Origin of the sequence: Acinetobacter sp. YH12138 (assembly GCF_015218525.1) — a bacterium.
GTDB lineage: Bacteria > Pseudomonadota > Gammaproteobacteria > Pseudomonadales > Moraxellaceae > Acinetobacter > Acinetobacter amyesii.
On the sequence record NZ_CP048670.1, the window covers coordinates 1,166,108 to 1,186,090 of the forward strand.

Consider the following 19,983-nt stretch of genomic DNA (forward strand, 5'->3'; position numbering starts at 1 on the left):
CACCTTATCAGAAATTTTGAGCGCTTTATTGAAGTGGTTGATGAGTGGCATTGCATCGTTACTCTCAATCATGGTATTTGCAGATGATCAGCTACTTGCTTCACAAGCATTAGCAAGTTATACAGATCAAAACAGTTGGCAGGGCATTCAGCACTATCTACCCAAAGAATACCATTTAGATGAAACGCAGCGACCCAAAGAAGAGTGGTGGAGTTGGCAGGGTCATACTGTTCACTTAGATACTTATCGGCATCCACAGGCAAAAGTGAAGGTGATTCTGTTTCATGGTGTGGGAACAAATGGTCGACAAATGTCGATGATTTTGGGTCATCCTTTGGCACAACGTGGCTATGAAACTATCGCTATTGATATGCCCGGTTATGGCCTCACCCAAGTCAAAAAGGGCTCAAAAATTCGTTATGATGATTGGGTTCAAGCAGGTAATGACCTCATTGAAGCCGAGCTACAAAAAGATCATCGTCCTATCGTTTTGTATGGGCTTAGTGCAGGTGGTATGTTGACCTATCACGTGGCGGCAAAAAATAAAAAGGTGAAAGGTATCGTCGGTATGACCTTTCTAGACACTTCAAATAAAACTGTGCGTGATCAAGTCTCTTTGAATAAATTTATGAGCCGCGTGGGCAGCCCACTGGCTCATGTGACAGCACATACACCATTATCAGCATTACCAATGCCGATGCGTTGGGTAAGTAAAATGCATCGTTTGGTGAATAATGACGCAGCATTGCAGGTCTTCTTAAAAGATAAAACGTCAGCTGGGAATAGTGTATCGGTTAAATTTCTAGATTCGTATTTATATTATAAAAATGATACGCCACCGGAGCAGTTTAATGTCTGCCCAATTCTACTGACGCAGCCTGAACAAGACCGCTGGACACCTTTGGCTTTAAGCCAGCCATTTTTAGCACGGATTCATCAAGTTCCAGTCGATGTCGTCATGCTAAAAAATGCAGGACATTATCCTTTGGAACAACCGGGACTTGAGCAAATGGTCAATGCAATTGATGCGTTTTATCAAAAAGTCACGCAATAATCTGTTGAAAGTGTAATGCGTAATTCATACCAACATAGATATAAAAAAACCGCCAGAAGGCGGTTTTTTTATTGGGACTTTATCGTGGAAATATTTAAGCAAAATGACCATGTTGAAAATCATAAAATGCCTGACGTATTTCATCTTCAGTATTCATGACGAATGGTCCATGTGCCGCAATCGGTTCATTTAAAGCTTCGCCACTTAAAATAAGCAGTTTGGTTGCTTCAAAAGATTTAAGTTTCAAGGACGATACTTGGTCACTCACATATAAAGTCTGTTTCGCATCAAAGCGTTGACCTTCAATTTCGATCGCCCCACTTAATACAAAAATCATGTTATTCCACTGTGGGTTGAATGAAAATTCCTGTTCAGCATTTGCATTCAAGCGCACATCCAATACATTCATCGGGCTAAAGGTTTCAGCGGCGCCCAATGTATCTTCGAATTGGCCAGCAATGACGCGTACCACGCCAGCATTTTGTGCAAGTTTAACTTCAGCAATATTGGCTTTAGTCAGTTCTTGATAGCGAGGTTCAGTCATTTTGGCATGACGAGGTAAATTGACCCAAAGTTGTACCATGTCTAAATTTCCGCCAGTTTTTGCAAAATCTTTAGAATGGTGTTCTTCATGCATAATGCCTCGACCTGCGGTCATCCATTGCACTTCGTCTTTGGCAATACTGCCGTGATTTCCTTTAGAGTCAAAATGCTCTAATTCACCTTCATAAACAATGGTTACTGTTTCAAAGCCACGATGTGGATGTGATCTAACACCACGTTGATGATGACTTGGAGAGAAATGATATTGGCCGGTATAGCCCATAACGAGGAATGGACTGGTTTGATTGCCCATTTCTTGCATAGGGAGCATAGAGTTTGTTGGGAAGCCATCGCCCACCCAAGTCCTACGATCACTATGATAAACACGTTTGATTGAATTCATAATTCAGCCCTCAATTTATTGCTTCTGAGATCTATTATTGAGGTATAGTGAGGGAATGACAGGGCGAAAAACTCAACAGATTATTCTAAAAATGAAACAATCATGCAAAATTTAAATGACTATTACTATTTCGTGCAAGTGGTGAAATACCAAGGTTATACCAAAGCCAGTGAAGCATTGGGTATTACAAAATCTAAGCTATCACGCCGTATCACAGAATTAGAGACCCGTTTGGGGGTGCGTCTGATTCAGCGTAATACGCGTAAATTTACAGTAACTGAAATAGGACAACAGTTCTATTTGCATTGCTTAAAAATTTTAGAGGAAGTCAGCGAAACGGAAAACTTTGTGCTTAGTACGTTGAACGATCAACTCTGTGGCCAGATTAAAATTTCTTGTCCTGTGGCTTTGGTAGAAATGCCTGTTGCAAAAATGGTCACTGATTTTATGCAGCAATATCCAGACATCAGTGTGCATCTGATGGCGACCAATCATCGGGTTGATGTGATTGAGGAAGGCGTAGATTTAGCCATTCGTGTGCGTAACATGCCTTTATTGGATAGTGATTTGATCGTTCGAGATTTAGATGCTTGGGATCATGTTTTGGTGGCATCGCCACAACTTTTCTTCGAGCGTGAAATACCACAGCAATTGGCTGAGATCCAAAATTTTCCGTGTATTGGTTTTGACCGGCCTAAACATTTCTGGGATTTCCGACATCGTGAAAAAAGTGAAACTCAACAAATTGAATTTCATCCACGCTTAAGAACTGACAGTTTTAGTGCCATGATTTCTGCTGCTCTTTCTGGCGTGGGAATCGCTTCTTTGCCCAAAGTGTTTGTACGTGATGCTTTAAAAAGTGGTGAGTTAATTGAACTATTTCCTGAATGGCAATTGCCGCAAGGGGTCATCCATGTTGCCTACGCGACACGACAAGGCATGCTGCCGGGTGTGCGTGCGATGTTAGATCATTTAATTTCAGGTTTTAAGGCATTAGATATAGATCATCCGTAATTTGAGCAGTGTTCTTATTGTTTTAAAATTTTAATTATTTGGAGTTATTGCTCAAACACGGATTTTACTGGGTTATTTATTTTTTATTGTTGGCATGAAGTTCAACATTAGTATGGTCGTCCTCCTGCTAGGCTAATTCGCTTTAATAAGCGGCGTTGGTCTGAAGGGAAAGGGCGGCGTGAGTGTAAAGTGGCTTGGTTATCCCAAAATACAATGTCACCTTCTTCCCATTGATGTTCATATCGAAACTCAGGTTTCAATAAATGTTCACGTAAAGATGCAATCAACTCACTGCCCGACTGATCATCGTAGTGAACCAATTCCACTTCAGATCTTTCATTTAACCACAGACCTTTACGGCCACTTTCTGGATGGGTACGTACAAGTGGATGTGGATAGGCATGTCCAACAATCGGTTGGTTTTTGAAACGATATAGCGGTGTAGCGCCATATCCCGTTGTGCCTTTATTATTTTTGGCACGGACAAATGGGTTGTAGGTAATGAGTTGAAGTTGGTCTAAATGTTTTTGTGTCGCTTCATCTAAAGCTTCATAGGCTTTAATGGTGTTATACCATGAGGTTTGTCCACCGTCTTGCGGTAGTTCAATGGCATAGAGTAATGAGCCAAAAGATGGCAGCGGAGTCCACTGATGATCTGCATGCGCAGCCAATTCACCATGTCCAGTATAGTCACCTTTGCCGACTGCATTTGACACAGGTACGACGTCTGGTGGTGTACCGGTATCATCTTGTGACGCTAACACAGGAATATCTGCACCGGGACGGAAGATTGAACCGAAGTAACTTGCAAACGCGAGATACTGTAAATCATCTAGACTTTGATGTTTGAAAATTAAAATCAAGTGTTCTGCCAGCGCTTGTTTTAAACGGTAGATGGTTTCCCCAGACTGTGCTTTACGCGCATCTAAACCATAAACCACAGCCCCCAAAGCTTGGTCATGTTGCACTTCAATACGAATTTCATTGCCATCTTGAAAATGTTCTGCTTGATGCCAAAGCGGAGCATCATGGATGGCTTGTGAAAGTTGAGTTAATGCGGTCATTTCATAAGTTCTCAAATTGTTCTTTATTGAGACTTAATCTAAGGAAGAAAGTGCAGGATGGAAAATTAAAAAATAAGCTAAGTTTATGAAAAAACTTATTATTAATACTAATATGCTGAAAATGCAGCTTTTATTGAATCGTGTAGAAAATAGCTAAAAAACTGCTGTTGTAGTGTTGATAAAACAGCAGTTTGGGTCGGAATTAAGATTTCAATACGTCTTTAATGCGCACAAAACGCTTGGTTAAAGTATTCAAATAATTCAGGTGTTTGGCTCCATAAGCCGATGGATAAGGCCAACAAGGCCAGAATACTGATAGCAATACTGAGTCTGAACCATAATGTTGAATTAGTCATGAATGACACTTTCCTCATTAACCATGAAATGAACCAATACCCCAAAAATACTCAGGACAATCGAAAAAATCCAAATGGCATTATAGTTACCGGTCATATCGTGGTTCACACCACCCAACCAGCCACCAAAAAATGAACCGACTTGGTGAGTAAAGAACACGATACCACTCAGCATACTGAGATATTTAACGCCAAACATATTGGCCACTATACCGTTGGTGAGCGGTACGGTAGAAAGCCATAGTAAACCCATAATGACGCCAAATGCATAGATTGTCCATGTACTTAAAGGCAGCAAAAGAAAGGCAATAATGGCAATGCCACGTAAACCATAAAGTCCCATTAACAGCTTTGGTTTGGAATATTTGCCACCGAGCCAACCAGCTGTGTAGGTGCCGACAATATTAAACAGTCCAACGAGCGCTAGGAAAATAGTGCCTGTAGTGGCATTAAAGCCATGATCAATTAAATAACCCGGCAGATGGATACCAATAAACACCACTTGGAAGCCACAGACAAAGAAACCAAGTGCTAAAAACCAAAAGGGTTTATGCTCCCAAGCCAATTGCAAAATTTGTTTAAATGTCAGAGAGGCTTCATGCGTATTGGTTGCATTTGGTGCAACATACATTGGTGCTTTTAACATCCAAGCTAAAGGAATAATAAGCGCAATTAAAATGGCGCTGACCACCAAAGCCGAAGACCAACCAAATTTTTGCAGTAGCAGTAATGTAGAGGGCAGCATAATGAACTGACCAAAAGAACCTGCGGCACTGGCAATACCCATGGCTAAACTACGTTTGTCTGGATGCGCTGCACGTCCTACGGCCGAGAGTAATACTGGAAATGAAGTGGCCGAGAGAGCCAAACCTAGGATTAAACCTGCGCTTAAATTAAGAAGTAAACCGGTAGAGCTGATGGCCATGAGTAATAGCCCGAGGGCATATAATGCACCACCGACTGCGACCACGATCTTACTGCCATATTTATCTGCAAAAGCCCCAGTAATTGGCTGCACAGCACCCCAAATTAAGTTTTGCATGGCAATGGCAAGGCTAAAAACGTTATGTCCCCAACCAAATTCATCACTCATCGGCACGAGATAGAGGCCAAATGCATGACGCACCCCTAAAGACAATGCCAAAATAATTGCACTGCCAATGAGCATGTAAATCAGGGGCTTTGAGAAACGAGTATCAGACATACAGCAGTCTACATTCTTTAAATTTAACCCAATGGTATTCGAATAAACGCAGAGTTGCGATTAAATTTAATTCACCAAACAATAAATTTTTTTTATAGGTAACTATGGATGAATAAAGGAAATTGACACAGCAAAAATTCAAAAGTATTTAAAAGAGATTGAAAAGATATTTCAGAATAAAAGACCATATAAAAGCCAATAAAAAAGACGACCGTAGTCGTCTTTTTTATATTTAGGTTATTTATTAGAAACGTATACCGATACCTGCATACGCAAGGATTGGGTTTACTTCAATATCGGCTTTAGATTTGATCAGTTCGCCGTGTGTCGCATCTGTAACGGTAATAGTGGTTTCATTTTGTAGATGTGCATAGCTGACAGAACCTACAGCAAACCATTTGTCATTGAAGTCATAGGTGAAGCCAACCGTTGCAACTGGAGCAAATGCATCAGTTGCCTCTAAATCAACTTTTGGATTTGCCTTACTTGGTTTTCCTTCTAAAGAAGCACCTGCATTACCTTCTTTAATGTTGGCAATCATGTGACCTGCGGCAATCAAATCTTTCTCAATTTGTGGATTCATTTCCAATTCATTGAAGTAAGCATACATCACGCCTAGACCCACGTAGGGACGGAATTTATTAACGCCAGTTTTACCAAAGTGATATTGGATTTCTGCAGCAGGAGTCCATGCACGTGCAGAAGCTGCTGCACCATGTGCGCCTAAGTCGGTAATGAAAATATCGTTTTCCAGTTCAAGATTTCCAAGTGCGCCGCCTAGTGGTTTCGCAATGGCTGAAAATGGTGCGTAAATTTTTCCTGAGCCTTGTAAATCAACTTTTGGCGGAATACCCGCTTTCATTTCTAATGATACATTGTCAGTGAAGAAATAGTTGGTCATGATCCCAAGGGTTGTGACATCGTCTGCTTCAAGACCGGTCCCTGGATTGTCCCATTGTTCAAGTCCTGAAATGGTGGCTTTACCACTCATTGCAGCAGGAACGGTAGTCAGAGCACTCAAAGCAACGTCTAATGCAAATGGAACGTCATATCCTTCTCGAATATTGTCTTTTACTGTTTGTGTTTTAACATCACCAACTTCTGCCTCATAGCCTTCATTGATGGCAGTATTTACACGGAATGGTTGTGCTTTACCTTGTGGCATAACATGTAGAGCACCGACAGAGACAGAAAAACGTTTGAAGCCATCGCCATCTTTTAAACTAAAATATGGTGAGTCTGCATGACTGAGCATAGGTAGGGCAGCCATTGAAGCAGCAATGCACAATACACTTTTTTTCATTTGAAAGGACTCCATGTCCGTAAATTGATAATAATTTTTCTAAGTGCTCATTATTCAAAATTAGTGCGTAAAAAATGTTATAGAAAACAAGAATAAACGTAATAGTCCTGTAACATTTTTGATGATTTGTATTATTTGAGGGCTTTAAGTAGGTATTTGTGTAAAAAAATCTAACTTTTTTGAAATTTTGAAATGGTCCTATCTATTTGTAAATATTCAATATTTATTGACATAAGTGACAGTGTATTGGTTGAATTGGGTCAATAAAATAGTTTAAAACGACCATATTCAAAGCACTTTTTTGTGCTGTTGTCCTCTATAGATATAAAATTCATAGCTGATCATTGAGTCTTTATATGCCAATCGAGTCTAATCACTCAAAGCCTTTTACACCAAAACCATTTTTTTTTGTACAATAGCGCCAGATTCAATTGAGTTATTCGTATGAGTACGCAAAACCCTCCCAAGAAAAAGGCTTTAGTCAATTTGCCTTTTCCGATTAAAAAAGCTGAAGATAATGCTTCGGATGAAATCTTTGAAGATATGCGTCCAAAACCTCAGCGTTATGCTGACCGTACTTGGATGCCACCACGCGGTACACGTCGTTCGATGGGTAAGCGTTAAAAGATTTAAATAAAAAAGCCATGATTAAAACCATGGCTTTTTTATTGCAAATGATTGATGTTAATTGCGTATTTCAGACTGAATTCTGCGGTCTTTATTGAGATAATACTTTTTCTTCTGACGATACATGTCCAAATCGGCACGTTTAAGCATATCGTCCATCCGCTCATTCAGCCCATTGGTGGCACAGCCAATCGAGATACTCATCGGTTGATTAGAATAAAATTGGTTATCGACCAATAACAACTCATTCAAACTTTGTAAGCAGTTTTGCAGCGCTGCATCATCTGCACCCGGTAATAGAATGACAAATTCATCACCGCCAATGCGCGAAGCAGAATAGGGCGTATGCTGAATAAGCTGGTTTAAAATGTTGCCCAGACGTCTGAGGATACTGTCACCAGCATCGTGCCCAATACTGTCATTGAGTTCTTTTAGTCCATTCAAATCAATAAAAATACAAGAAACAGGACGTAATTGATTGCGTTCGAGACGATTGAGTTCTGCGATATAAAATGAACGGTTATAGAGCTTGGTCAGAACGTCATGCTTACCTAAATATTCAAGATAATTTTCAGCCTTTTTACGTGCGGTAATATCAGTCAGCGCAACCTGCACAGTGCTCCAGTCATCGAGATAATCTGGAAATACAGTAAATTGCAATAATACGTGGCGAATACTGCCATCAAGTGCATAATTTACGGCTTCACGTTGATGATGTAGATTGCCATTCCAAAGTTCAATCAACTGTTCTTTAAAGGTTTGCAGCATTTCTTTGGCAAACACTTTATGTACATTTTTGAGCAATATTTCTTTGTTCGGGGCACCAAATAAATCAAGCGTGGCTTGATTGACGTCAACGATCAGTATTTCTTTAATGCACTCTTGTACAAAATCGGGATGAACATCCAAAAAAGTCACAAAGTCTTCGATTTCTAAAGTGCGTAGCTGATCTAATTTGATTTTAATCCGGCTAAAATCTTCGACCCAAAGTGAGGTCGGAGAATAATGAAAACGCGCTTCTGCTAAATGACGACTTTGTTCTTGTAAACGGCAAGCTTCAGTATAAGAGGTGATATCTTCAGTCGTTATTAAGACGGCAGATAAATCCTGCTCATGACTCGGTAGCACGATGCCCTTGAGTTGAATGTCTAGGCGTTGTCCACTGAGCGTATAGTTCACGGCAGAATGGGAAAAATGTGTTTCACCATTCCATAATGCAACCAATTCTCTAATGTGTGTTTGACACATCTCCGCCTGAAAAACTAAATCAAGGTTTTGACATAAATGTTCAAAGTCACGTGCTTGATAAAGTTCCAACGTTTTTGCGTTGACCTGTAATAGTTTTATTTTTCTCGCACATTGCAGAATACGTGATTCATCTTGTTGAAGAAAAGTGGAGAGATCCTGCACACCTTGCTGACGCCAGAGATCAAATTGTTTTTTGACTTCACTGTAATCTTCAAGCCACATGGCAATGGGGGATAGCTCAAAAAAAGGAGAATCTAGCATGTCTATTTTATGTGCTCGTCATTCTTTATGATAATGTCAGCAAGTAGTATAAGACGAAAAAAATGATATTAAAATAATGTGATATGTAAAATAAACTTTGTTTTTAATGTGACTTAAGTCGCTAAAAGTCATTAATCCACCTTAGATAAAAAGCCAATGTGGACTTTGGCTTTTTTGGGGGGAAATGTGGTGAAAATAGTCTTTAGCGGCTGGCTTTACGAGCTTTATTTTCAGGCTTTGGTGCAGCGATTTCACGTTCAGCTTTCCAAACATCAATAAAATCTTTTTCATTAATATTGTACAGTTCAAGTAGGGCTAAAATGACGCCGCCAAACATCATTGGGCCTTCTGAGTTGCTTTGAAACTCGAATATTTTCCCATTCAGGGCATGCAAAATATCTTCAATTTCAAAAATACGGTCACGACCATTGCTATCTGTCGGGTACATTTGGGTATTCAGCACAATTTTCGCAAGACTTTTTTCATTATCTGTTAAGGCCAGAACATCAACCAATTCATCTGCCGAAGGTGCAAAAATTACCGAGTCTTGAAAAATTGTATGTAGAAGTTTCGAAGTAAGTTTAGGTAAAGCTTTTTCAACGAAAGGACGGAATGAAATTGGAAAAATAACATTTCTGGAAATCCCCTTAAACATGGGAGCAATTTCTTCAACTTTATAGCCAGCGACACCACAGCCAATCGAAGTAATGAAATATTTGGTCTTCGGATGATTCTTGGTATAGATTTTAAAATCATCAACATAATGTTGAATCTGAGACAATGGCATTTGTTGTAAATGCTCATTCATTGTTGGAATAGCAAAACTTTGACCAGCCCATCCACGACCAATACCATTCATCGCACCAAAATGCTCTAGGGCAGTACGCGCTGCACCGCCAGCATGTTGACCTGCCATATTGCTGCCAAAAACAAAAATAGTATCTTCGGGTAGGTTTTTAACAATACTTTCGTCATGATATTGGTAAGTCATAAGTTTGATCTGTGGCGTCCTTTTGTTCATGTTGCAGGTGAAATTAATATAGGTCAAGTATCAATAAGGGATAAATGAACGCTTTATTCTTGAGTTTTTTTAGAGCCAAGAGTTTCCTCAAGAAAAACATGCGAAATCAGGCGAATTATTTTTCAAACATGAAAAAAATCTATGGGTTTATGTTGAATTATAATTTTACAGTCTGTATACGCCTCTGGTATTTACATAAATTTAGCGTTGTTTTGTTCAACTTTGCCCTCATAATAAAGCCATATAAAACTGTTGAAGAAGAGTGTGATGCAGGAACAGCCTTTTGAACTGGTAACACAATATCAGCCGGCAGGTGATCAGCCTCAAGCGATTGAGAAATTGGTGAAGGGGATTGAAAAAGGAATGCATGATCAGTTGCTCTTAGGGGTAACAGGTTCAGGTAAAACCTATACCATGGCAAATGTGATAGCACGCACGCAACGTCCAACGATTATTATGGCGCATAATAAAACTTTGGCTGCGCAGCTTTATGGCGAGTTTAAAGCCTTCTTTCCGCATAATGCCGTGGAATACTTCGTCAGTTATTATGACTATTATCAACCCGAAGCCTATGTTCCATCTTCAGATACTTTTATTGAAAAAGATTCATCGATTAATGATCATATCGACCAAATGCGTCTTTCGGCAACACGGGCATTATTAGAGCGACGTGATGCAATTATCGTAGCGTCAGTTTCAGCTATTTATGGTCTGGGTGATCCCAATGCTTATATGAGTATGCTTCTGCATATCGTGGAAGGAGACCGTATTAGCCGTGATGATATCATCCGTCGTTTGGTGGAAATGCAATACACCCGAAATGAACTCGAATTTTTACGGGGCACATACCGTATTCGTGGTGAAATTATTGATATTTTTCCTGCTGAATCTGATCAAAATGCCATTCGAATAGAATTATTTGATGATGAAGTTGATTCAGTTCGATGGTTTGATCCATTGACGGGCAGAATGGTCCGTAAAGTGCCACGGATTACGATTTACCCAAAAAGCCATTATGTAACACCTAAAGATAATTTACAGCGTGCAATTGGGACGATTCGTGAAGAACTCGCAGAACGACTAGGATTCTTTCGTGCAAATGATAAATTACTCGAAGCACAGCGTATCGAACAACGTACACGGTATGATTTAGAGATGATGCAGCAGCTTGGCTATACTAACGGTATTGAAAACTATTCACGCCACTTGTCTGGCCGTCCTTCTGGTGAAGCACCTCCGACTTTGTTTGATTATGTACCTGATGATGCCTTATTAATCATTGATGAATCGCACGTTACCGTTCCGCAAATTGGGGCTATGTATAAAGGTGACCGTTCACGTAAAGAAAATTTGGTCAATTACGGTTTTCGTTTACCAAGTGCGCTTGATAACCGCCCAATGAAATTTGAAGAATGGGAGCGGATTATTCCTTCGACCATTTATGTCAGTGCAACGCCTGCACATTATGAAATGGAAAAGTCTGAACAAGTCGTTGAGCAAGTGGTTCGACCCACAGGTTTGGTTGATCCTGAAATTGAAATTCGTCCAGTGTTAACGCAAGTGGATGATGTATTGTCAGAAATTAATAATCGAAAAAACTTAAATGAGCGTGTATTGGTTACGACATTAACCAAACGTATGGCAGAAGATTTAACTTCATATTTGAAAGAATATGGTATTAAGGTCGCTTATTTACATTCTGATATTGACACTGTTGAACGAACTAAAATTATTCATGAATTGCGTTCAGGTGTATACGATGCAATTGTCGGGATTAACTTACTGCGTGAAGGCTTAGATATGCCAGAGGTGTCTTTAGTCGCCATCTTAGATGCTGATAAAGAGGGCTTCTTGCGTTCTGAGCGTTCTTTGATTCAAACCATTGGTCGTGCAGCGCGTAACTTAAACGGTAAAGCGATTTTATATGCAGATCGTATGACTGACTCCATGCAAAAAGCCATTGATGAAACGGATCGTCGTCGTAATTTACAGATTGCATTTAACCTTGAACATGGCATTACGCCACGTAGTGCTGTACGCCAAAACGTTAATGATATTGATACTGGTGAACTGCTGACAGATGATGAAATTGATGAAAAAATTTCAGATCAGGCCAAGGCATTAACTGCAGATGAACGTCATTTGATGTCGGATCCAAAACTTCTGGCAAAACATATGAATAAGTTGGAAAAAGAAATGCTAAAAGCGTCTAAGGATTTACAGTTTGAACAAGCCGCTCGATTACGCGATGAAATCTTGCGTTTAAAAGCACAGATGATTTCATAATTTTGTTAGACAAGATGCGGAATATTGTTTGAATGACATACATAATTCAGACAAGAAAATGATTTTTAGAGCAATTTTTTCCGCTAGAGTAAAAACACGAGAGAAAGAATTACTTAATTTTCATCGAATGTTTTGCATCGAAATGAGGCATAAAAATGACAACAACGAATCTTCCGAAAGCTGGTTTTAAACTCGCAAAAATTGCACTTGGTGCAGCAGTGTTAATTGGTTTGGGTGCAGCCACAATGGCCTATGCACAGACGAAACCGTTACAGACTGTGGAAAAAGTCGAGCTCGATCGTTATTTAGGTATGTGGTATGAAGTAGCTCGTAAGCCTATGGTTTTTCAAAAAAGCTGTGACCGTGATGTGATTGCGGTTTACACGCTAAATGAAAATGGCAACATTAATGTAAATAATCGCTGTGTATCTAAAGATGGTACCAAGAAGCAATCAATAGGCGAGGCATTTGTACAAAATGCACCGTTTAACACGAAATTAAAAGTTAGTTTCTTACCAGAAGCCATTCGTTGGTTGCCTGTGGGGCGTGGTGATTATTGGGTACTCAAAGCCGATGAAGACTATCAAACAGTTTTGGTGGGTGAGCCACGTCGTAAATATATGTGGGTTCTTTCTCGTTCGGCTCATCCAGATCAGGAAGTGATTCAGGAATATCTAAATTATGCTCAATCTGTCGGTTATGACTTATCAGATATTATTCATACCAAGCAAACAGTAAAACCATAAAACCTAAATATTTGAACAAATGCTAAAAAACCATGCCTGTGCATGGTTTTTTATTTGCTAGAATGTCCAGATGAAAAGCTTGATTCATCAAGCAAAATATCAAGATTATGTAGTCATTTGGACTGGAGTGAAAGATGTATAAAGGCGTTGCATTGTCTGTATTGGCATCGGTCACTTTCGGTATTTTGTATTTCTTTACCATCTTTTTAAAACCTCTAGATAGCGAGCAAACTTTTGCATGGCGCATGTTGGCGACCTTGCCATTTTTAACCTTATTTATGTGGTGGATGAAAGATTTAAACAAAGTCAGTGAAATTTTTTGGCGTGTGGTCAAGCAACCGATCTTTCTCATTTGGTTAATCATTAGTTCATTTTTATGTACTACACAGCTTTGGTTGTTTTTGTGGGGACCAATTAATGGCCGAGGGCTAGAAGTATCTTTAGGGTATTTTCTATTGCCCTTAGTGATGGTTCTGGTTGGATGTGTACTATATAAAGAAAAGCTGTCTAAATGGCAGATGGCTGCCGTGGCATTGGCAATTTTAGGGGTCGGCCACGAAATTTGGCGTATTGGCAGTATCGCGTGGGAAACTGTCTATGTCGCTGTGGCTTATCCGATTTATTTCTTTTTACGTCGTACCTTTAAAACCGATCATTTGGGTGGTTTTTGGTGGGATCTTTGCTTAATTTTGCCTGTAGCCTTTTATTTAGGATTTATTCATAGCGATAGTTTAGCGCTGATGTCGTTATTCCCGTATCTGATTTTGGCGGTTTTAGGACTGGGTTTTCTGAGTGCGCTTGGCTTAGGTAGCTATATGTTGGCGAGTCGTTATTTGCCATTTGTGATTTTTGGTTTGTTGAGTTATTTAGAACCCGTGTTGTTAGCTTTTGCATCCATCGCATTGGGGGAGCGAGTAGAAGCCGAAGAATGGCTGACCTATATTCCAATTTGGGGTGCGGTATTGTTATTGGTGATAGAAGGTGTCTTGCATCTGTTTAAACAAAAGCAAAATGAACGTGCGCTAGCAAAAAATGTAAAAGCGTTAAATGATCGAATCGATTCTTAGACTGAAAATATTGGTACGATAAATTGATCAGTTTACAATTAATGCTTGCTGTTTTTTAATAAAATCTTAAACTTAGAAAACTAAAACACGCCATGATTCAATTTATTGTTTAGGAAGAACAGCATTGAATGATGGTGTACAAAAATATTTATTTTAGATAAAAATAAACTGAAATCGATAAAAGATTGATTAAAGAACCAAGATACAGGAAGCAGTCAGTGGTTGTCCCATTTCATCTAAGCGCAAAACTTTTACAGCTACAACCCGTGCTGGATCAGCATTGGCAGAGTATCGTGTCTGAAGTGTGCACTGATCTTGATCAATCCAATTTAGCACAGATACAGCAGGTGTTATTGCAAAAAGGTATTCGTTGGGAGTCTTCATCACAGTCGTATCAAAGCGATGTACCGATGAATTTGGGCATGCTGATGAAAGTACTAAAATATGATGTCATGCGTGAGCATGCACAGTATTTGGCAACACAGCTTGAAGAACTTCGAACATTGACAATGAGTATTCAAGTTGCGCAAAAATTAGAAGAAAACCTATCCTATATCAATAAAATAGATGCAGAAGAAGATTTTGAATTACAGTATGAAAAAAATGTATTACATCAGCATTTCATTTTAAATGCCGCACAAATCATTCGTGAAATGGATTTGATTGCGCCGAGTGATGCACGTCAACTCACTGCTCTGCAAGTAAAAATTTTCTTGATCGAAATTTTCTTAAAGTCACATATGTTAGGGCAAGTTTTTGATGCTTCTATCCCGAAATCATCTGAGGTTTGGCAACATCCGATTTTTAAATATTATTTAAAGCGTGAACAAAAAACGCGATATTTACAAATCGTACAAACATCTGAGTTTATTTATATTTTGTCGCCTGATTTAGATTGGACGACGCAGTATTCAGCAACTCGGTTTTTATCGACAAAGCATAATGAGGCCTTAGCAGACGACGTTTTTGATGGGGTGGCCATAGATTTAACTACTGCTTTAGAGAATCAGCAGATCGAACAATTAAAATTTCGAGTCTCAAAGTTGGCATCCATTGCAGGTTTTATACATTTAGATCTACAAAATTTAATGCAGCAACTACATACACGGGTAGATAAGCATCTACTTTTAATGCTGCATGTAGAGGATGCTACTCAATTAGCGACGGTTTTACCTGCTTTTGAGCAGCAGTTCGATGCATTGATCTTGAAGCCCTTACATCAGACTGTTCAATATCAACTGAGTGAGCAGATACAGCATGATTTTGTCTTTTTCCATAGCATGCAAATATCTCAGAAGCTCATCACGAGTCTAAACGTCTTGAGTAGTTGCCCTAAGTTTGAGGCAAGTTTGGAGTTGAAGCGACTGCGACTTCAACTACAGGCTTGGCAGGTGCTTTTGTTGAAACGGCGTACGCACATTTTTCATGTTCAAAACGAAGATGATTGGGAGTTACATCATCAGCAGTCACAACAAATTCATACGGCGTTGAAAGCGCTCTTGCAGCCGAACGAGGATCAACAGAAGATCTTTGCTAAAGACGTAATTGTAGAAAATACGGGTGCCCATGGCGCGCATGTTGGATTTTCCAAACGCATGACGAAAACAGGGGAGTATGAAAGCCTTGAAGCCGATACTTTAAAAGCGCAGCAGCAAAAAAAGCGACAGACTTATATGCAGGTTTTAATGCTGCTGAAGGAACATGCGCTACAGCTCGTCAATCTCGATTTTGAGCCATGTGAAAATGCCTTAAAGGTGCAGTCTTTTAGTGATCGGAGATATTTTGCGATTAGTGCTGGAGAGAATGGTTTAAATGCACTACCGAAAATATTAGAGCTGAGTGTAAATTTCTTTGATTTTAATTTGGAAAATTTTGCTGAGAATCTGAAAAATTAACAGAATTTTAAATATTGATCTGACTTTAAAACTAATGTTAGGCAGTAACATTAGAGGTGTAATTTGATTCAAATAAAAGAACGATACGCGGTAATGTTATCCGCAATTGTCTAAGACAAGGTTACTTCTAATAAAAAATGTTTTTGCGATACTTTGAATAAATTGACGGTAGTGAAGGAGTTTTGCGGTGAGGAGCATTGCTCCGCAAGATGGTTTCCTTGCGAAGCTTCGCTTCTCATTTTGCCAAATGAGAAACAACGTTTCGTAAGAGTACCTCCAGCTGAAGGCTAAACCCTTTATTCAAACCTCAGGTGTAAGACTCCGTCGAATATTCTTAAAAATCATTTAAAAATGTGAAATTATTATTACGAGCTTAGCATCAGTAAAAATACTATAAATTGAGCAAAATAAAAAAACAGCACAATTTGAAAAATATAAATATTCGTTCATCTTTGAGCTAAATCTGCTGAGATCTGGTTGATAAAACTACATTTGAAATTTTGTGACAAAAATCTGCTAAAAAGCCTGTTTTTCAACTTTCGGCTATAAAATCATAATACTAATCATGATTATTTTGAAAATTGATAGTGAATATATAACAAAATAACCTTGTCGAAATCTGCTTTTAGATTCATTAATTTTCAGTTTTCCATTACAATTGTGGGGTTTTGAAATTTATGCTTAGATTTACAATTAATTAGAGGACGTATCTGTGAGCAAAGACACTATCGTTGCCCTACATGCAGAGCACCAAGGTCGCTGGAAAAACCGTGAAGAAATCGCGGAACGTATGATTGCCCTAGTGGGTCAGTTATATCGTGAAAAAAACATCGTAGCTACAGTATACGGTCGTTCTTTAATTAACCGTTCGGTTATCCAAATTCTTAAAGCGCATCGTCGTACTCGCGTACTTGACGTTGAACTTTCAGTTGTGAACACTTTCCCAATTCTTGAAGCTTTGGCAAAAATCGAAAACATCGGTACTGCTGAAATTGATCTTGGCAAACTTGCTGTTGAGTTCAAAGAAAAAGGCGGTGATGTTGACGCATTCGTTGCTGACGCTGTGAAATCACTTGAAGGCAATGCAACTAACGTTGAAAACCGTGATGTTGTACTTTACGGTTTCGGTCGTATTGGTCGTATCCTTGCACGTTTGATGATCAGCCAATCTGGTTTAGGCCGTGGTCTTAACCTTAAAGCAATCGTTGTTCGTAAATCATCTGACGGTGACTTAGAAAAACGTGCGTCTTTGTTACGTCGTGACTCTATTCATGGTCCATTCGCAGGTACGATTTCTGTTGATGAAGAAAACGAAGCAATCATTGCTAACGGTAACTTCATCAAAGTGATCTATGCGTCTAACCCATCTGAAGTTGATTACACTGCTTACGGTATTAACAATGCGCTTGTAATCGACAACACAGGTAAATGGCGTGATTCTGAAGGTCTTGCACAGCACCTTAAATGCGCTGGCGCTGCACGTGTCATTCTAACTGCACCTGGTAAAGGTGATATGAAGAACGTTGTATACGGTGTGAACCAAGCTGACATCCTTGATGAAGATACAATCATCTCTGCTGCAAGCTGTACAACAAACGCGATTACACCAACACTTAAAGTGTTAAATGACAAGTACACAGTGATTAATGGTCACGTTGAAACAGTTCACTCGTTCACAAACGACCAAAACTTGATCGACAACTACCATAAAGCTGACCGTCGTGGTCGTGCTGCTACTTTAAACATGGTAATCACTGAAACTGGTGCTGCTAAAGCTGTTGCTAAAGCACTTCCTGCTCTTCAAGGTAAATTGACTGGTAACTCAGTACGTGTACCTACTCCAAACGTATCTCTTGCAATTTTGAACCTTACTTTGGGTCAAGATGTTGACCGTGAAGAAGTGAATGAATACATTCGCCAAATTTCAATCAACTCTAACCTTCAAGGTCAAATCGGTTATACAAACTCAACTGAAGTTGTATCGTCTGACTTTATCGGTTCACGTACTGCTGGTGTGTTTGACGCTCAAGCGACAATCGCTTCTGGTAACCGTTTAACTGCTTATGTTTGGTACGATAACGAAGTGGGTTATAGCTGCCAAGTATTGCGTATTGCTGAGCAAATGGGCGGCGTAAGCTATCCAAAAGTTCCTGCTGAAACTAATGCTTAATTAGTTCATGCTGTAAAAAAAGGGCCTCATTTGAGGCTCTTTTTTTATCTAAAGAGTATGGGTTAAAAACTTAAGGCATAGATGACGAATGGATTGATCAAAAGTATCAAAAGTTCTTGTTTTTTCTGCCACTGTTAGATGAGTGTGAGTCATTTATAATGAAAAGCTGACTAAAATATTCAGGTTTTAAGTTAATGAAATTATTAAAGAATTAAATACAAAAAATTGCAAACTGGTTTGTATAATGTGTTCAAAATGAGATTGTAAAAAATAAAAAGCAAAAGGAATTTAGTTTGCAAGCAAAGCACATGCTCAGTGGATTGGCATTTATTGTGTTTGCTGCGCTCTGTGGTGTACTTATCGCCATTTGGGTGTTTAAGCACTTTAATATTTATATCCCGCTAGAAAATCAGAACGTCAATATTGACCTGCAAGAGCCGTTACAAGCCGAAGTCAAAATTCATGATGCCTTGGATGTGGACGTGACAGGGAGGGTGAATGCTGAAATTCCGATACATGAAAATTTAAATATTCCCTTAACTCAAACGCTGACGCCACGGGTGTATTTTGATAATCAAGTCCCGATTAAGACCACGATTCCAGTGCGTGAAACTTTGAAAGTGAATCAAAACCTTCCTGTGAATACCAAAGTGAAAGTTAAAGTCATGGGGCAGGATGTGACTTTGCCGCTCAAAGGTGATATCCCGATACAATTGGATATTCCAGTAAATATGAATGTGCCTTTGGAGCAAAAAGTACATTTAAAATTTGATGCGCCAGTCAAAACCGTGCTGAAAGAAAACCTACATATTCCACTGAATGCAAATTTAAAAACCAACATTCCTATTGAAGGTAATTTAAATGTTCCAATTAAAACGGCATTAAAAGCGACAGTGGATGTGCAAAATACGTTGCCGGTTCAAATTAAAAAGGGTGAATTAGTAATTCCACTAAAAACAATGCGACTCAACAGAGAGCATGCCAAAACTGAAGCGAAAGCTCAGGAGTAAGCCATGTGGATATTTCAATCGGCGAAGCGCATCATTTTGAGTTTTATCGCAGTTGCGTTATTGGTTGCGGTACTATTTTGGTTGTATTTAAATATTTATGCGTCGATGCAAGTACGTGCAAAAAATGCTGATATTCAATTGTCGCATTCACTACCCACCAAAATTTCCGTTGGTAATTATTTGCAAACGCAGTCTATTGGGACGTTGGATACGCAGATTGCTTTAGATCGGAAGCTGCAACTACCCTTGAAGGGAAAATATCTGGCAGATTTGCAGTTTAGTGTAGAGGTTCCCATCTCTGTGGATATTGATTATTCCACCAATATTCAAATTAACCAGACGATGCCACTTGAGGCGACCACAGATTTGGTGATTAAAAATAAACTTGTGCCGAAGTTTCCGTTAAAAATGGATATACCAATAAAACTGGATGTCCCATTTCACTTAAAACGAACCTATAACATTCCTATTCGAATTAATTTTAATGGTCCTGTGTATTTTGAGTTTAATGAAAAAGTCGATTTGCATGTGGTACATCAGTTTGCACCACAGCTAAAACTCAATGACCCGATGACCATGCGAAAAATCGCAACCTTTAATGCCACGATGTACAACGCAGAGCGTAATACCAAGGCAAATTTAGATATGAATATGGATTTGCCGATAAAAAATGTACATCCATAACTCAGATTCAGATTCAAATCAAATAAA

Annotated in this window: 17 protein-coding genes; 10 read left to right on the forward strand and 7 right to left on the reverse strand. The window is 39.1% G+C overall.

Annotation, left to right across the window (positions count from 1 at the left end):
* Positions 1-70: 70 nt before the first annotated feature.
* On the forward strand, positions 71-1,054 hold the full coding sequence (locus G0029_RS05645) for an alpha/beta hydrolase (protein WP_227591912.1): 984 nt from the start codon (positions 71-73) through the stop codon (positions 1,052-1,054).
* Positions 1,055-1,148: 94 nt separating this feature from the next.
* Here the strand turns inward: G0029_RS05645 and G0029_RS05650 are convergent, their stop codons facing one another.
* Positions 1,149-2,000, reverse strand: a complete 852-nt coding sequence (locus tag G0029_RS05650) for a pirin family protein (RefSeq protein ID WP_180110050.1) — start codon at positions 1,998-2,000, stop codon at positions 1,149-1,151.
* Positions 2,001-2,102: 102 nt separating this feature from the next.
* Between G0029_RS05650 and G0029_RS05655 the strand changes: the two genes are divergently transcribed.
* Positions 2,103-3,014, forward strand: a complete 912-nt coding sequence (locus tag G0029_RS05655; protein WP_078190231.1) for a LysR substrate-binding domain-containing protein — start codon at positions 2,103-2,105, stop codon at positions 3,012-3,014.
* Between the two features lie 107 nt (positions 3,015-3,121).
* Here the strand turns inward: G0029_RS05655 and G0029_RS05660 are convergent, their stop codons facing one another.
* The 4 genes from G0029_RS05660 to G0029_RS05670 form a co-directional block, all read right to left on the reverse strand.
* Entirely contained in the window at positions 3,122-4,078 is a 957-nt protein-coding gene (locus G0029_RS05660) for a TauD/TfdA dioxygenase family protein (RefSeq protein ID WP_180108285.1), read from the reverse strand.
* 221 nt (positions 4,079-4,299) lie between these two features.
* Positions 4,300-4,434, reverse strand: coding sequence for a hypothetical protein (locus tag G0029_RS18430; RefSeq protein WP_257221407.1), 135 nt, complete (start codon positions 4,432-4,434; stop codon positions 4,300-4,302).
* Complete coding sequence (locus tag G0029_RS05665; RefSeq protein ID WP_180023436.1) at positions 4,427-5,638, reverse strand: MFS transporter; 1,212 nt, start codon at positions 5,636-5,638, stop codon at positions 4,427-4,429. Before G0029_RS05665 ends, G0029_RS18430 begins: the two co-directional genes overlap by 8 nt.
* Before the next feature lie 244 nt (positions 5,639-5,882).
* Positions 5,883-6,941, reverse strand: a complete 1,059-nt coding sequence (locus G0029_RS05670; protein ID WP_180108284.1) for an OmpW/AlkL family protein — start codon at positions 6,939-6,941, stop codon at positions 5,883-5,885.
* Between the two features lie 444 nt (positions 6,942-7,385).
* Between G0029_RS05670 and G0029_RS05675 the strand changes: the two genes are divergently transcribed.
* Complete coding sequence (locus G0029_RS05675; RefSeq protein ID WP_078190224.1) at positions 7,386-7,565, forward strand: hypothetical protein; 180 nt, start codon at positions 7,386-7,388, stop codon at positions 7,563-7,565.
* Positions 7,566-7,625: 60 nt separating this feature from the next.
* Here G0029_RS05675 and G0029_RS05680 read toward each other — a convergent pair whose 3' ends face one another.
* Together G0029_RS05680 and G0029_RS05685 are read right to left on the reverse strand one after the other, a co-directional pair.
* Positions 7,626-9,083, reverse strand: coding sequence for a sensor domain-containing diguanylate cyclase (locus G0029_RS05680; RefSeq protein WP_180108295.1), 1,458 nt, complete (start codon positions 9,081-9,083; stop codon positions 7,626-7,628).
* 196 nt (positions 9,084-9,279) lie between these two features.
* On the reverse strand, positions 9,280-10,068 hold the full coding sequence (locus tag G0029_RS05685) for a hypothetical protein (RefSeq protein ID WP_180108283.1): 789 nt from the start codon (positions 10,066-10,068) through the stop codon (positions 9,280-9,282).
* Between the two features lie 294 nt (positions 10,069-10,362).
* On the opposite strand from G0029_RS05685, the gene uvrB reads away from it, so the two are divergent.
* The 7 genes from uvrB to G0029_RS05720 all read left to right on the forward strand — a co-directional run bounded on the left by uvrB (position 10,363) and on the right by G0029_RS05720 (position 19,956).
* Positions 10,363-12,384: an excinuclease ABC subunit UvrB gene (gene uvrB, locus G0029_RS05690; RefSeq protein WP_143221641.1), complete on the forward strand. Its 2,022-nt coding sequence runs from the start codon at positions 10,363-10,365 to the stop codon at positions 12,382-12,384.
* A 155-nt stretch (positions 12,385-12,539) separates the two neighbouring features.
* Positions 12,540-13,130, forward strand: coding sequence for a lipocalin family protein (locus tag G0029_RS05695; RefSeq protein ID WP_180060292.1), 591 nt, complete (start codon positions 12,540-12,542; stop codon positions 13,128-13,130).
* 134 nt (positions 13,131-13,264) lie between these two features.
* Positions 13,265-14,197, forward strand: coding sequence for an EamA family transporter RarD (gene rarD, locus G0029_RS05700; RefSeq protein ID WP_078191878.1), 933 nt, complete (start codon positions 13,265-13,267; stop codon positions 14,195-14,197).
* 218 nt (positions 14,198-14,415) lie between these two features.
* Positions 14,416-16,092: a hypothetical protein gene (locus G0029_RS05705; RefSeq protein ID WP_180110049.1), complete on the forward strand. Its 1,677-nt coding sequence runs from the start codon at positions 14,416-14,418 to the stop codon at positions 16,090-16,092.
* 712 nt (positions 16,093-16,804) lie between these two features.
* Positions 16,805-18,262 (forward strand): glyceraldehyde-3-phosphate dehydrogenase, encoded by a 1,458-nt coding sequence (locus tag G0029_RS05710; protein WP_111885541.1) that lies wholly within the window; start codon positions 16,805-16,807, stop codon positions 18,260-18,262.
* 308 nt (positions 18,263-18,570) lie between these two features.
* Positions 18,571-19,272 (forward strand): MFS transporter, encoded by a 702-nt coding sequence (locus tag G0029_RS05715; RefSeq protein ID WP_143221649.1) that lies wholly within the window; start codon positions 18,571-18,573, stop codon positions 19,270-19,272.
* Positions 19,273-19,275: 3 nt separating this feature from the next.
* On the forward strand, positions 19,276-19,956 hold the full coding sequence (locus G0029_RS05720) for a hypothetical protein (protein WP_180084155.1): 681 nt from the start codon (positions 19,276-19,278) through the stop codon (positions 19,954-19,956).
* The last annotated feature ends 27 nt before the right edge of the window (positions 19,957-19,983 follow it).

Excerpts from the sequence above, each read along its gene's own strand:
- G0029_RS05665 (WP_180023436.1), bottom strand. The coding sequence starts at position 5,638 with ATGTCTGATACTCGTTTCTCAAAGCCCCTGATTTACATGCTCATTGGC.
- G0029_RS18430 (WP_257221407.1), bottom strand. The coding sequence starts at position 4,434 with ATGACTAATTCAACATTATGGTTCAGACTCAGTATTGCTATCAGTATT.
- G0029_RS05660 (WP_180108285.1), bottom strand. The coding sequence starts at position 4,078 with ATGACCGCATTAACTCAACTTTCACAAGCCATCCATGATGCTCCGCTT.
- G0029_RS05645 (WP_227591912.1), top strand. The coding sequence starts at position 71 with ATGGTATTTGCAGATGATCAGCTACTTGCTTCACAAGCATTAGCAAGT.
- G0029_RS05675 (WP_078190224.1), top strand. The coding sequence starts at position 7,386 with ATGAGTACGCAAAACCCTCCCAAGAAAAAGGCTTTAGTCAATTTGCCT.
- G0029_RS05720 (WP_180084155.1), top strand. The coding sequence starts at position 19,276 with ATGTGGATATTTCAATCGGCGAAGCGCATCATTTTGAGTTTTATCGCA.
- G0029_RS05650 (WP_180110050.1), bottom strand. The coding sequence starts at position 2,000 with ATGAATTCAATCAAACGTGTTTATCATAGTGATCGTAGGACTTGGGTG.
- G0029_RS05715 (WP_143221649.1), top strand. The coding sequence starts at position 18,571 with ATGCTCAGTGGATTGGCATTTATTGTGTTTGCTGCGCTCTGTGGTGTA.
- G0029_RS05695 (WP_180060292.1), top strand. The coding sequence starts at position 12,540 with ATGACAACAACGAATCTTCCGAAAGCTGGTTTTAAACTCGCAAAAATT.
- G0029_RS05670 (WP_180108284.1), bottom strand. The coding sequence starts at position 6,941 with ATGAAAAAAAGTGTATTGTGCATTGCTGCTTCAATGGCTGCCCTACCT.
- G0029_RS05685 (WP_180108283.1), bottom strand. The coding sequence starts at position 10,068 with ATGACTTACCAATATCATGACGAAAGTATTGTTAAAAACCTACCCGAA.
- rarD (WP_078191878.1), top strand. The coding sequence starts at position 13,265 with ATGTATAAAGGCGTTGCATTGTCTGTATTGGCATCGGTCACTTTCGGT.
- G0029_RS05655 (WP_078190231.1), top strand. The coding sequence starts at position 2,103 with ATGCAAAATTTAAATGACTATTACTATTTCGTGCAAGTGGTGAAATAC.